This is a genomic window from Facklamia hominis CCUG 36813, assembly GCF_000301035.1.
GTDB classification, from domain to species: domain Bacteria; phylum Bacillota; class Bacilli; order Lactobacillales; family Aerococcaceae; genus Facklamia; species Facklamia hominis.
On the sequence record NZ_JH932292.1, the window covers coordinates 439983 to 453179 of the forward strand.

Below are 13197 nucleotides of genomic sequence, written 5' to 3' on the forward strand. Positions count from 1 at the left end.
ATTTTACGTTTCAGCTTAGAAAAAAGCACGCATAATATCATTCCAAGTCACTAATAACATTAATATAAACAAAAAGCCCACTCCAATTAACGTAATTATTCCTTCTTTTTCTTGGCTTAAAGGTTTACCGCGAACTCCTTCTATAAGATTCAAAACAATTTTACCACCATCTAAGGCAGGGATCGGTAATAAATTAATAATTCCTAAATTAGCTGATAAAGAAGCCGTGAAGGCTAAAATATCCAGAATTCCCCGTTTAGCCACCGTAGAGGTCGCCTGAGCAATCGCAACAGGACCTCCAAATAAGTTCAGGTCAAATCCCCGTGTAAAAAGAGAAGCCAAGGCCGATACCACCATGGCAATGGTGTTCCATGTCGCTGTAAAACCAAAAAGAAGTCGGTCTTTAATCGCCGTTTTAGATGCCATCATGATACCAAGAACGACCTTTCCATCTTGATCCTGATCAATGTGAGCTTCCTTTGTTAGGGTCTGTCCTCCACGATCAATCGTCAAGCGAACTGTTTCCCCGCCGTGTTGACCAATAGCTTGCGTTAAGGCATTCCAATCTTCTGTCGGCTGATCATTTAAACTTACAATCCGATCCCCTGCCATCAAACCAACTTTTTCTGCAGGAGAATCTGCAACAACCTGACCAATTTGATTAGAATATGACGGAATTCCTGGTAAAAGAAATCCCACAATCATAAAGGTTATAATTGAAAGAATGAAGTTATTAAGTGGCCCTCCAAAATTGGTCAGAATTTTATTTTTAACACTGACCGCTTCATAGCGCATTTCTCTAGGGGCTACCATCAGCTTGGTTCCATCAGCTTCAATAATTTGAGCATCTTTAGCTACTTCAAAACTTTGCAGATCCTCTTGGTTTGGAAGATAAGCCCACAACATCATTTGATCTTTAAGGTCAACCTTATCTACCCGAACAGCAAGTTCTTCTACTGAGAGAGATCTATCAGAGGTATTAATTTGTTGAATCTGGTTTTGGTCATTAAATAAAAGAGCGAGCGACTGCCCCGGCTGAATCTCTTCCTCTTCATTAAGGCCGGCCAATCGTACATATCCACCTAGTGGCAGCATCCTAATCGTATAAGTTGTACCATCCTCAGCTTGATGGGAATACAATTTTGGACCCATACCTAGTGAAAACTCTCTCACTAAAATTCCAGCCCGCTTTGCCCAAAATAAGTGACCATACTCGTGTATCACCACAATGACAGAAAAGATAATTAAAAAATAGATCAATGTTTTTAACATTTAATACGCCCTCTCTAGCATTAAAACTTACTGATACTTTGCCAAACCATAAACATAATCGCTGCAAAAATTGATGAATCAAAGCGATCTAATACGCCTCCATGTCCCGGTAAAAAATAACCTGAATCTTTAACGTTGAAATGACGCTTATAAGCTGATTCTACTAAATCACCAAACTGCCCTGAAATAGATATCAAAATGGTCAAGAGTGGTAGCCACTGACGATGACGAATATCCAGCTCAAAAATCCAAGCATAAATCATCGAGAAAAGTAAAGCCGTAGCTATTCCACCAATGGCTCCCTCAATGGTTTTATTAGGTGAGATATGACTAGCTAACTTATGCTTCCCAAAAGTCCGACCAAAAAGGTAGGCACCTGTATCCGTCATCCAAATTACTAAAAAGAGGTAAATAATTGTGGCTAAACCTTCATCTCGAATCTGAATTAAAAAACGAAATCCAGATCCAATATAAAGCGCTGCAAAAATCAATGTTGCCGCATCCACAAAGTTAAAAATTTGATAGCGATATACTGTCAATACTAAAAGTAACATGGCCGCCACATAAAACATAAACACCGGCTGAGATAACGGAAGAATGATCCGATAATAATAATTAGGCAAGACGATGGAAGCCATGGCGAAACAAGAAATAAGTCCGATCTCATTAAAAAAAGAAATCTTCTTCATCTTAGCAATCTCATAAAGTGCAATGAAACTCAAAAACAGGATGGCCCAAGCAAAGATACGCCCCCCTTTTACTAAGATTGGCAAAAAAATAGCCAATCCAATCACTGCTGAAATAATTCGTTGCTTCATGACTGATCCCCTTACTCTATTTATTATACTTTGCCATAACGACGTTGCCGTTTAGCATAACTTTCAATGGCCTTATCCAATTCTTCCGCTGTAAAGTCAGGCCACAATACCTCGGTAAAATAAAATTCACTGTAGGCTAACTGCCATAATAAAAAATTCGACAAACGTAGCTCTCCTGATGTACGAATCATCAAATCTGGCTGGGCTAAATCCCCTAAAAAGCCAGTCATCAAATGCTGGTCCATCAAGGTTTGATCAATTTCATCTACCTTTAACTCCTGATTAGCTACACATCGACTAATTGATTGAACTGCTCGAAGAATCTCATCACGCCCCCCATAATTCAAGGCAATATTTAGGATTAGACCTTGATTGTCTTTCGTCTTTTCCAATGCTTCCCGCATCATTGCTTGAGTCTCAGCTGGGAGTGCCTCAACTTGACCGATCACCGTAATTTTCACTTGATTTTCCATCAATTGAGGCATGAAATCTTTAAAAAAGCTTTCTGGTAGCTTCATTAAATAGTTCACTTCATCCTTAGGACGAGCCCAATTCTCCGTTGAAAATGCGTACACCGTTAAGACCTTAATCTTAAGTTGGTGACAACGCATGACAATCTCTTTTAATCGCTCGACACCCTTTCGATGTCCATACACTCGGGGCATCATTCTTTTTTTAGCCCATCGACCATTACCATCCATAATGATAGCGAGATGCTTAGGGATACTATTTGGCGTTACTTGCATGGCTTACTCCTCGTTCATTCAAATTCAGTATCTATTATAACAAAAGTCACCCAGAAAATAAAAATAAAGTCCACAAATGATCTAACTTGCCAACTCATTGACTGTAATGCAGGCAAGCATTATTAAAAGGCTGCGACCTAAAAGTCACAGCCCTATCTATAAAAAGCTTAATAGTTCCTCTTAACTGAATAAAAGATTCTTGAGTCAATCACCAAAATAATGATTAATTATTTCGAATTTCTTCTTCTTTCACTTTGGCTAGGCGATCAATTTCATCCGTTGCGTTATCAGTTAATTTTTGAATATCTTTTTCGTAACGCTTCACGTCATCTTCCGTTAACTCATTATTCTTTTCCATCTTTTTGCAATCATCAATCGCATCACGGCGAATATTGCGAACTGAGATCTTAGCATTTTCCTGTTCCTTACCAACCACTTTAACAAGATCTTCACGACGTTCCTTGGTTAAAGCTGGGATGGTTAAACGAATAACGTCACCGTCATTGTTAGGTGTAATACCAACATCACTCATTAGAATTCCTTTTTCAATATCTTTTAAAGATCCTTTATCATAAGGTGAGATCATTAACATTCTTGGTTCAGGAATGGTGATCGATGCCAGTTGATTTAAAGGGGTAGGCGCGCCGTAATACTCAACACTCACTCGATCTAGGATACTCGCATTGGCAACCCCAGCACGAATACTTCCTAATTCTCTTTGAAAAGCTTCAATGGATTTATCCATCCGAGCCTTCGTTGTTTTTAATAAATTATCAGCCATTCTATTCCTCCTGAAGGTATTGTTTATTCATTATAACAAAATTTTTAATTGGCGAACAGTCATCAACCCCTAATTATTGGCGTTTCCAACTGTTGTCCCTATATTTTGACCCAGAACAACCTTTTTAATATTTCCTGGTTGATTCAAATTAAAGACCACTAAAGGTATATCATTATCCATACTCAAGGATGAGGCTGTTGAATCCATCACTTTCAATCCCTTTTGAATAACATCCAAATGCGTTAAATGCTCGAACTTCTTAGCTGATTGATCTAATTTTGGATCAGCAGAATAGACCCCATCCACATTATTTTTAGCCATTAAGATCACATCCGCCTCAATTTCAGCAGCTCTTAATGCAGCAGTCGTATCCGTTGTAAAATAAGGATTTCCAGTTCCACCCGCAAAGATGACAACGCGCTGTTTTTCTAAGTGTCGAATCGCCTTACGACGAATATAGGGTTCTGCAACTGCCCGCATCTCAATCGAAGTTTGTACCCGTGACGGTACGCCTAGATTTTCCAATGAGTCCTGTAAGGAAAGAGCATTCATAACAGTAGCTAACATGCCCATATAATCAGCTTGAGCTCGGTCCATCCCCATCTGTGAGCCAATGGAACCACGCCAGATATTCCCCCCACCAACAACGATCGCAATTTCAACCCCCAATTCATGGACTTCTTTTAATTCCTGACAAACCGCCTGAACAGTTTGAGGGTCAATTCCATAGCCTTTTTCACCAGCTAAAGCCTCGCCCGATAACTTTAACACAATACGCTGATACTTGGTCTTTGACATCTTCATCCTCCTTTAAACACTTGCCTCAAATTCGTAAAAAAAAGGCGGGCAAGAAAGCCAATACCCGTCTTTCTTTAACTCCCACCTTATTCAATCTGATTAGTTATTCATTTGTGCTGCAACTTCTTCAGCAAAGTTTTCGGAACGTTTTTCCATTCCTTCACCCACTTCAAAGCGCACATAAGCTGCAACTTTACCACCATGGCTAGCAACATACTTAGCTACAGTTTGATCGCCATCTTTAACAAACGCTTGTTCATTCAAGCAGATTTCGCTATAGAATTTATGCATACGACCTTCAACGATCTTATCAACGATGTTTTCTGGTTTACCTTCATTTAAAGTAAGTTCACGTTGTACAGTCCGTTCGCGTTCAACTTCTTCCGCATCTACATCTTCTGGATTTAAGTACTTCGGATTAATCGCTGCCACGTGCATTGCAACATCCTTAGCCACTTCTTCATCTTTAGAATCAGCAATAACTGTTAATACACCGATACGTCCACCTTGGTGAGCATATTCACCAAAGACGTCATTGTCAGATTTAGTTAAAATCGCAAAACGACGGAAAGAAATCTTTTCGCCAATGACTTGAGTTGCTTCAATAACTTGGTCAGCAATGCTCTTGCCATCAATTTGAATTTCGTTAGCTGCTTCAAGATCTGCTGGTTGAGCTTTTGCTACAGCTTGCGCAATATCGTTAACTAACTTGATGAATTTTTCATTGCTAGCCACAAAGTCTGTTTCTGAGTTGACTTCTACTAATGCTGCAACATTTCCATCAACATAGCTAGCTGTCAAACCTTCTGCTGCAATACGATTAGCTTTTTTAGCAGCCTTTGCTAATCCTTTTTCACGTAGGTTGTCGATTGCTTTATCTAAATCGCCATCTACTTCAACCAATGCTTTTTTTGCATCCATCATACCTACACCGGTGATGTCACGTAATTCTTTAACTTGTTTTGCGCTAATGTTTGCCATTAAAAATCCTCCTTGGAATATCTTGCTTAGATAAGCATTTATTTAATTATAACAAAATTTTTGTCCCAACTAAAGTGTTATTATCGTCTTTCAAAAAAAACTACCCGAGAGGCTCAGACGTCTCCGGGTAGTGAACACGATTACTCAGCCTCGTTTTCAGCTGTTTCTTCGTTTGCTTCTTTGCCTTCTTCAAATAGGTTGTCGAAGAATTCTTTATCATTTTCTTCATCAACTTCAACATCTACCTGACCTTGTTTTGCTTCAACACAAGCATCAGCCATTGCCGCTGTAATCAGTTTGATGGCACGGATTGCGTCATCGTTAGAAGGGATAACATAGTCGATTTCATCTGGATCACAGTTTGTATCTACCATAGCGATGATTGGAATGTTCAACTTACGTGCTTCTTGAACAGCAATGCGTTCTTTACGAGGGTCTACAACGAAAAGAACATCTGGGATTCTTGGCATATCTTTGATTCCACCTAAGAATTTTTCAAGGCGATCCCATTCTTTACGAATTTCAACCACTTCTTTTTTAGGTAGAACATCAAAAGTACCATCCACTTCCATTTGTTCGATTTCTTTCAAGCGACGGATACGTCCTTGGATTGTTTTCCAGTTAGTCAATAGTCCACCTAACCAACGGTGATTGATGTAATATTGACCAGCACGTTCAGCTTGTTCTTGAACAGATTGTGCTGCTTGTTTTTTGGTTCCTACGAATAAGCAAACGCCACCATCAGCTACAGTTTCACGCATAAAGTTGTATGCTTCATCAACTAATTTAACGGTTTTTTGAAGGTCGATGATATAGATACCATTGCGTTCTGTAAAGATATAACGTTTCATTTTAGGGTTCCAACGTCTTGTTTGGTGACCAAAATGAACACCGGCTTCGAGTAAATGTTTCATTGAGATTACTGACATAATATAACTCCTTTTGTTTTTATTTCCTCCAAGTACTTCTTCTAACTTCAGGACTTCAGTAAGCAACCCTCAAATTATCCATACTTGTGTGAATTGTGCTCAATCGCACTCTTAGCATTTTAGAATAAATCAATCAAAAAATCAAGCTCTAATTTATTTAGATCTTAATGATACGGGCAGATCAAGAATCTCCTTAAGTGCCACCGCCTTCTTCAATTGAGAAGATCGCTGTCTTCTTCTAACTAATGAGTTTGCCACTTGCAGATTTTCTTGATTGGGTTTTAAGTCATTTGAGCCTATTTTTGAAGATCGCATTAGTGGATCTTGATTCCCTATTTGAGAATCCATTTGGGTTGGCAGTTTTTGTGCTTGATTAATCTTTCGACATTTTTGAGCATTGTTTTTTCTTTTTGCTGCTGCATGCTTGTCCAACCGTTCACTGGTGACTATTTGACTCGTCTGTGCTCTTTTAGAACGCTTAGTCGCTTTTAAAGCAGGTTCTTTTACTTTAGACGCGCTCTTTCTTACTTGACTAGAATCGTCAGTTTGCTTTAGATAACGGCCTTTAACAAAGGCATAGGCTAGAAAAAATAGAATAACGAGAAGATTATTCATTCTGATCACTCATTTTAAATGAATCTGACTCCTCGCCTGCAATCGCTTGACGCATCTTAGAGTCTGATTGAATATTTTCAAGTTTATAATAGTCCATAACTCCCAGCTGTCCTTTTCTAAAGGCCTCCGCTACCGCTAAAGGAACTTGAGCTTGAGCCTCAACGACCTTAGCACGCATTTTTTGAACCTGTGCCACATTCTCTTGTTCTAAAGCGACAGCAATGGCACGCCGTTCTTCGGCTTTAGCTTGAGCAATTTTTTTATCAGCTTCTGCTTGATCCGCTTGAAGTTTTGCTCCGATATTTCGGCCTACATCCACATCCGCAATATCAATCGATAGAATTTCAAAAGCAGTCCCAGAATCCAACCCCTTGCGCAAAATCGTTTGGGAGATGGAGTCCGGATTTTCTAAGACTTCTGAGTGAGTCTTAGCAGAACCAACTGTGGTTACAATCCCTTCGCCAACCCGAGCAATAATCGTTTCCTCTCCAGCCCCTCCGACAAGGCGCTCGATATTCGCACGTACCGTTACCTTGGCCTTCGCTTGAACTTCAATCCCATTCATCGCAACCCCTGCAATAACCGGTGTTTCAATCACCTTCGGATTGACAGATACTTGAACTGCTTCAAAGACATTACGTCCTGCTAAGTCAATGGCCGCTGCCTGTTCAAAGCCTAATTCAATATTAGCTCTTTGAGCGGCAATCAGCGCATCAACCACTATATTGACGTTACCACCCGCTAGATAATGGGCCTCAAGCTCATTCGTCGTTATTGGTACCCCAGCTTTTGTCGCTTTAATTAGAGGGTTCACAATATCAGAGGGTCTAACCCGTCTTAACCGCATTCCTGCTAGATCTGCAATGGATACTTTGGCTCCAGAGAAATAAGCTGTAATCCATAAGCCGATTGGAACAAACCGTAAGAACAAGGTCAACAGGATGATAATCAATACAATTATCATCAGTGTTGAAAAGAAACCAGGATTCAGCATAATCTCATACATTAAACTTTCCATTATTTCACTCTCCTAACATATAATTGATTCGACTGGTAGCCAACAATCATTATTTTTGATCCAGCTTCAATCAATTCATCTTGACTGAAAGCTTGAAAAAGTTTCTCTCCCAACTGAATCTTGCCAACTGGTTTAAGGTCCGTCCGTGCAATCCCCGTTTCGCCAACTAATTGAGATAAGTCTGATAACAGCTCTGATTGGTCCGCAGATGAATGGCCAATGGTTTTATCAAGAACAAACCGTGGACTCATCTGCAATTGAAAGCCCCAATTCAATAACAGAATTGCTTCGATCACAGACCAGATAATAGTTCCAAGAAAGAAGAGCAAAGTCAGCTCAACACGTCCTATTTTTAACCACAGACCAACAAATGCAAGAATCAAGCCCAGAAGGCCTGCTAAACCTAAATCTGGCACATACAATTCCACCACTAACAAGGCCATACCAAAGGCAAATAATAAAAAATAATATAAATTTGCCCCCTGCCAACCAAAATAAATCATAAAGGCTAACAATGCTAAAAGATAAAGTAGCCAAGAACGTTTCGTAAAAATTGATAAAACTAACAAAGACACACCTATTAGAATAAAGAAAGTCATATTAAACCATCTCCTTTCCTTAACTCTTTATGGATTTATAGATTTTGCTTCATCTTTAGCTATCTGTTGGAAAGAGTCCTTTGGTGCATGTCGTAGAAAGGCCTGGCGTTGTGAATACGAGTAACCATCTCGTTCAAGAATATCTCGTTTAATGATCCGATATAAAGCAGATGCAATCGGCACCCCCAATAACATTCCTGGAATTCCTAATAGGCCACCTCCAATGGTAATAGAAAATAGAACCCACATACCCGGAAGCCCTAATGAAGATCCCACAATCCTTGGATATACGACATTTCCTTCAAACTGCTGGAGAATAATAATAAAAAGTAAAAACCAGAATGCCTGTGAAATCGAGTGAACGGAAATCAAGACCATTCCTAAAATACCTGAGATATAAGCTCCAAGCATTGGGATTAAGGCAAATACCCCTGTTAAAACACCAATCATACCTGCATATGGGAAGCGGAATAACCACATTCCTAAGGTGACCATCACTCCTAAAATGGTAGCTTCAATCACTTCACCGGTTAAAAAGTTCGTAAATGCTTCATCTAAAGTTGTTAGAACGTATAAAATTTTTCGAGATCGTTTCTTCGAGACATAAGTCGTTAGAACATGAAGAAACTGATCTATTAGCTTTTCCTTAGACATTAACAGATATAATGAAAAAATTAAAGCCAAAACACCATTAACGATAATCGAAGCTAGAGAACCAACCGTCGATAAGGTGGTATTGACAAAGCCAGATAGAAAATCATTCGTCCAAGATTTAAAATTCGATAGCATGGTTGACCAGTCTATTTCAAAGCGAGACATAACTGGGTTCGAATTATCTGGTAAAACCCTTTCCAACTGATGGGTCCATTTTTCAACGTGAGAAATAAAGACCGGAAAAGCCTTAATAGCTTCTGTAGCAACATTATAAACTTGTGGTACAACCAATCCAATTACAAAAAGCATAACCAGGAGTATCGTTAACAAAGACAAAGTAATCGCTAAGGGGCGCCGCGATTTTTGCCAATAACCTTGCTTTTTATGAGGCCACAAGATCCTTTCAAACTGAACCATCAGAATGTTCAAGATATAAGCAATAACAAAACCGGCAATAATTGGGGTCATTACCATCCATAATTTACCAACCCAAGCAAAAATCAGCTTATAATTGAAAATGGCCAAGGTTAAGGCCGCAACCAATAGAATATAGCGCACAACAATTTTATCCAATTTTTGATATCCCTGCATTCACTCACCCTCTCTATTTTTTCTTCATTTTACCATGAAACTTTATCAAAAGCGATCAATTAACGCATCACGAACATGCTTTTACTTGGCTACTAAGCTCCAATAATCGTCCATCATTGAAGCTCACAAAGTTTAATTTATACTGACTCGCTATTAGCATTATTTTAACTCAACTTACTGATTACAAACTCCCTTGAATACCCTTTAAGATAAGTAAGAAAGAACAAAAAAGAAGTTGCAACAAACTGTTGCAACTTCTTCATCAAATCCATTAACTAACCCGATTAGTCTTTTAATGGGCTATATTTAAAGACCAAATGATCTTCTTCTAAATCAGCTTCAATCATACTATGAGGAAGCACATCCCCTTTAATAATCGCTCGAGCTAATGGATTTTCCAATTCACGAGTAATAAAACGCAAGAGTGGACGGGCACCATATATTGGATCATAAGCACTCCTTGCAATCCAATCAATGGCTTTATCGGTTAAAGTCAAGCCCAAGTCTTGGTGAGCCAACCGTTGTCGTAATTGACCTAAGAATTTTTCTACAATGCCATGGAGATTATCTTGAGTCAATGGTTTAAACATGACAATATCGTCAATACGATTGAGAAATTCTGGTTTAAAATGATCCTTTAATAATCCTTCTACGGCTTGAGCGGTCTCATCTTTAATTTCTCCTTGATCCGTCATTCCTTCCAATAACAAGTGAGAACCAATATTTGAAGTCATGATTAGCACCGTGTTTTTAAAATCTACTACACGACCCTTAGAATCAGTTAATCGACCATCGTCAAGTACTTGCAATAGAATATTAAAGACATCGGGGTGAGCCTTTTCGATCTCATCCAATAAGACAATCGAATAGGGACTACGACGTACCGCTTCCGTTAATTGGCCTCCTTCTTCATAACCAATATAACCTGGAGGGGCTCCAACTAGCCGAGAAACCGTGTGTTTCTCCATATATTCCGACATATCAATTCGGACCATATGGTGTTCATCATCAAAAAGCACTTCTGCTAAGGATTTAGCTAGTTCAGTTTTACCTACCCCAGTTGGTCCTAAGAATAAGAAGGAACCAATTGGACGATTAGGATCCTGTAGACCTGAACGTGAACGAAGGACTGCTTCACTGACCTTCTGTACAGCTTCATCTTGACCAATCACTCTTTGATGGAGCGTTTGATCCAAGTGTAACAACTTGGTTCTCTCTCCTTCAACTAAACGATTAACGGGTATACCGGTCAATCGTTCCACCACTTTCGCAATTTCCGTTTCGGTAACACTCTCTTGGGTTAGCCGTTCCGCTTGATGACCGACTTCTTGACTCGCTTGCGCTTCGATTTCTTGAAGCTCTTCTTCCATCTTAGGTATTTCACCGTGCCGCAAACGCGCCGCCGTTTCAAGGTCATAATTATTTTCAGCTTCTTCCAAATCATGACGAGCTTGATCTAATTTTTCGCGTTTTTCACGAATCTTGTTCGAAGCTTCCTTCTCGATTTCCCAACGCATTTTTAATTCATTAGCTTCTTGCCGAACGGCAGATAAATCTTCTTGTAAGTTCTCTAAACGCTTCTTAGAAGCTTCGTCTTCCTCTTTTTTCAAAGCGGCTTCTTCAATCTCTAATTGCATCAGTCTCCGATTTACTGCATCCATCTCGGTCGGCATGGAATTCATTTCGACTTTAATAGTCGCACAAGCTTCATCGACCAAGTCAATTGCCTTATCTGGTAAGAAGCGATCTGTAATATAACGATCAGATAGAGTCGCTGCCGCTACCAAAGCATTATCATGAATGGATACTCCATGATGGATTTCATAACGCTCCTTTAATCCCCTTAGAATTGAAATAGTATCTTCAACCGTGGGTTCATGCACCATAACCCTTTGGAAACGCCGTTCCAAGGCCTTATCCTTTTCAATATTTTCACGATATTCATCCAAGGTCGTTGCTCCGATACAGTGCAATTCACCACGAGCCAGCATAGGTTTTAAAAGATTCCCCGCATCCATGGATCCTTCTGTTTTACCGGCACCGACAATGGTATGGATCTCATCAATAAATAGAAGGATTCGGCCTTCTGACTTTTTAACTTCTTTGAGTACCGCTTTTAGCCGTTCTTCAAATTCACCGCGGTATTTTGCACCCGCGATTAAAGCACCCATATCAAGGGAATAAATCTCCTTACCTTTTAAGTTTTCAGGAACATCCTTTTTAATAATTCGATGAGCCAAGCCTTCTATAATAGCGGTCTTACCTACCCCAGGTTCACCAATCAATATCGGGTTGTTCTTCGTTTTACGTGAAAGTATACGAATAACATCCCGGATTTCTTCATCACGACCGATTACCGGATCCAGTTCATTGTTCTTAACAGCTTCATTTAAATTCTTAGCATACTTCGCTAAAGATTCATAAGTTTCTTCTTGATTTTGTGAGGTCACAGACTCTCCTCCTCTCAATACTTTAATTCGTTCCTTGAGTGTGGCTTCATCCAATCCATTCTCCAATAAATATTGAGTTAATGGATTATTATTCTGCTTATATAGAGCCAGCAATAATACTTCCGTCGCAATATACTGATCTTCAAATTCCTCGGCAATTGCAGAAGCATCACTGATCAATTGATTCAAACGACTGGATAACTGCTGACCATAAGTGACATTGCTCCCTGTCACTTCGGATATCTTATCAATCTCGCTTTCAATTTTTTGGCGAAAATCTGCTAAGCGAATCCCCAAATCTTGGTAAATTTTTCCTGCAAAATGATCATCTTGCGTAAAGATCAACCAGAGATGTGGTATGTCAATCGCTTGATGGTGACGAGTAATGGCGACTTGTTGGGCTTGACCCAAGGCCTCTTGGACCGTGGTTGTCATTTTATCGATCATCGTATCACTCCTTATGTCAAAATTAGTCAAACTTTTTAATGTTTTAAAATAGCTCTTACTTAAGAGCTTATGTTTAGTATATACCATTGGTCAAAAAAGGTCAATCTTTTTTTAAAAATTTTTATCGATTTAATTGTAGAGATAAATTCAAGGCATATGAATCAAAGTCCAACTCATTCTGCGACGAAAAATAAAGGTCTAAACGAGCATTCAATTCCTTTAGAAAATCCGCTATATATGGAAGTTCTTCTTTTTCTTGATAAGGGTGTTTATCAATATAGAGGCGTAATTGTTCTTTAATAAATTGGTCCAATGCTTGACGGTAACTGACCTGAAGATAAGGAAAACCTGTTTGAATATCCGTAGAAATTAAATATGCAGGGGCTAATAATATAAATTCTAGTGAAAAATGACTCACAGACTCTTTCGTTAAATCACTAAAGTAACGACTTAAATAACATTGATGAGTAATACACTGTTTAACTTGAGACATAATCA

The 13197-nt window shown here is 39.1% G+C and carries 13 protein-coding genes; all 13 read right to left on the reverse strand.

From position 1 onward, the window contains the following. Positions 1 to 15: 15 nt before the first annotated feature. Positions 16 to 1272, reverse strand: coding sequence for an RIP metalloprotease RseP (gene rseP, locus HMPREF9706_RS01955; RefSeq protein ID WP_006907681.1), 1257 nt, complete (start codon positions 1270 to 1272; stop codon positions 16 to 18). A 20-nt stretch (positions 1273 to 1292) separates the two neighbouring features. Continuing rightward, the gene (locus HMPREF9706_RS01960) at positions 1293 to 2090 is read right to left on the reverse strand and encodes a phosphatidate cytidylyltransferase (RefSeq protein WP_006907682.1); all 798 of its coding nucleotides are present in this window, start codon (positions 2088 to 2090) and stop codon (positions 1293 to 1295) included. A 23-nt stretch (positions 2091 to 2113) separates the two neighbouring features. After that, positions 2114 to 2836, reverse strand: a complete 723-nt coding sequence (locus tag HMPREF9706_RS01965; protein ID WP_006907683.1) for an isoprenyl transferase — start codon at positions 2834 to 2836, stop codon at positions 2114 to 2116. 223 nt (positions 2837 to 3059) lie between these two features. Next, positions 3060 to 3617: a ribosome recycling factor gene (gene frr, locus HMPREF9706_RS01970; protein WP_006907684.1), complete on the reverse strand. Its 558-nt coding sequence runs from the start codon at positions 3615 to 3617 to the stop codon at positions 3060 to 3062. A gap of 69 nt (positions 3618 to 3686) precedes the next feature. Continuing rightward, positions 3687 to 4415, reverse strand: a complete 729-nt coding sequence (pyrH, locus tag HMPREF9706_RS01975) for a UMP kinase (protein ID WP_006907685.1) — start codon at positions 4413 to 4415, stop codon at positions 3687 to 3689. 99 nt (positions 4416 to 4514) lie between these two features. Then, positions 4515 to 5396: a translation elongation factor Ts gene (tsf, locus tag HMPREF9706_RS01980; protein ID WP_006907686.1), complete on the reverse strand. Its 882-nt coding sequence runs from the start codon at positions 5394 to 5396 to the stop codon at positions 4515 to 4517. 140 nt (positions 5397 to 5536) lie between these two features. Further along, the gene (rpsB, locus tag HMPREF9706_RS01985) at positions 5537 to 6325 is read right to left on the reverse strand and encodes a 30S ribosomal protein S2 (protein WP_006907687.1); all 789 of its coding nucleotides are present in this window, start codon (positions 6323 to 6325) and stop codon (positions 5537 to 5539) included. A gap of 153 nt (positions 6326 to 6478) precedes the next feature. Further along, a complete protein-coding gene (locus tag HMPREF9706_RS01990; protein ID WP_006907688.1) occupies positions 6479 to 6940 on the reverse strand; it encodes a hypothetical protein in 462 nt (153 codons plus the stop codon). Next, positions 6933 to 7958, reverse strand: coding sequence for a flotillin-like protein FloA (floA, locus tag HMPREF9706_RS01995; RefSeq protein ID WP_006907689.1), 1026 nt, complete (start codon positions 7956 to 7958; stop codon positions 6933 to 6935). Before floA ends, HMPREF9706_RS01990 begins: the two co-directional genes overlap by 8 nt. Beyond that, a complete protein-coding gene (locus HMPREF9706_RS02000) occupies positions 7958 to 8557 on the reverse strand; it encodes an NfeD family protein (protein WP_006907690.1) in 600 nt (199 codons plus the stop codon). The genes floA and HMPREF9706_RS02000 overlap by 1 nt, the downstream gene beginning before the upstream one ends. A gap of 27 nt (positions 8558 to 8584) precedes the next feature. Beyond that, on the reverse strand, positions 8585 to 9802 hold the full coding sequence (locus HMPREF9706_RS02005; RefSeq protein ID WP_006907691.1) for an AI-2E family transporter: 1218 nt from the start codon (positions 9800 to 9802) through the stop codon (positions 8585 to 8587). Positions 9803 to 10086: 284 nt separating this feature from the next. Further along, positions 10087 to 12699 (reverse strand): ATP-dependent chaperone ClpB, encoded by a 2613-nt coding sequence (clpB, locus tag HMPREF9706_RS02010; RefSeq protein ID WP_006907692.1) that lies wholly within the window; start codon positions 12697 to 12699, stop codon positions 10087 to 10089. 121 nt (positions 12700 to 12820) lie between these two features. Continuing rightward, a complete protein-coding gene (locus HMPREF9706_RS02015) occupies positions 12821 to 13192 on the reverse strand; it encodes a hypothetical protein (protein ID WP_231285827.1) in 372 nt (123 codons plus the stop codon). Positions 13193 to 13197: the final 5 nt, after the last annotated feature.

What these genes read in the sequence shown, in the direction of transcription:
- rpsB (WP_006907687.1), bottom strand. Translation starts at nt 6,325, where the DNA reads ATGTCAGTAATCTCAATGAAACATTTACTCGAAGCCGGTGTTCATTTT.
- frr (WP_006907684.1), bottom strand. Translation starts at nt 3,617, where the DNA reads ATGGCTGATAATTTATTAAAAACAACGAAGGCTCGGATGGATAAATCC.
- HMPREF9706_RS01990 (WP_006907688.1), bottom strand. Translation starts at nt 6,940, where the DNA reads ATGAATAATCTTCTCGTTATTCTATTTTTTCTAGCCTATGCCTTTGTT.
- HMPREF9706_RS02005 (WP_006907691.1), bottom strand. Translation starts at nt 9,802, where the DNA reads ATGCAGGGATATCAAAAATTGGATAAAATTGTTGTGCGCTATATTCTA.
- HMPREF9706_RS02000 (WP_006907690.1), bottom strand. Translation starts at nt 8,557, where the DNA reads ATGACTTTCTTTATTCTAATAGGTGTGTCTTTGTTAGTTTTATCAATT.
- pyrH (WP_006907685.1), bottom strand. Translation starts at nt 4,415, where the DNA reads ATGTCAAAGACCAAGTATCAGCGTATTGTGTTAAAGTTATCGGGCGAG.
- HMPREF9706_RS02015 (WP_231285827.1), bottom strand. Translation starts at nt 13,192, where the DNA reads ATGTCTCAAGTTAAACAGTGTATTACTCATCAATGTTATTTAAGTCGT.
- rseP (WP_006907681.1), bottom strand. Translation starts at nt 1,272, where the DNA reads ATGTTAAAAACATTGATCTATTTTTTAATTATCTTTTCTGTCATTGTG.
- HMPREF9706_RS01965 (WP_006907683.1), bottom strand. Translation starts at nt 2,836, where the DNA reads ATGCAAGTAACGCCAAATAGTATCCCTAAGCATCTCGCTATCATTATG.
- tsf (WP_006907686.1), bottom strand. Translation starts at nt 5,396, where the DNA reads ATGGCAAACATTAGCGCAAAACAAGTTAAAGAATTACGTGACATCACC.
- HMPREF9706_RS01960 (WP_006907682.1), bottom strand. Translation starts at nt 2,090, where the DNA reads ATGAAGCAACGAATTATTTCAGCAGTGATTGGATTGGCTATTTTTTTG.
- clpB (WP_006907692.1), bottom strand. Translation starts at nt 12,699, where the DNA reads ATGATCGATAAAATGACAACCACGGTCCAAGAGGCCTTGGGTCAAGCC.
- floA (WP_006907689.1), bottom strand. Translation starts at nt 7,958, where the DNA reads ATGGAAAGTTTAATGTATGAGATTATGCTGAATCCTGGTTTCTTTTCA.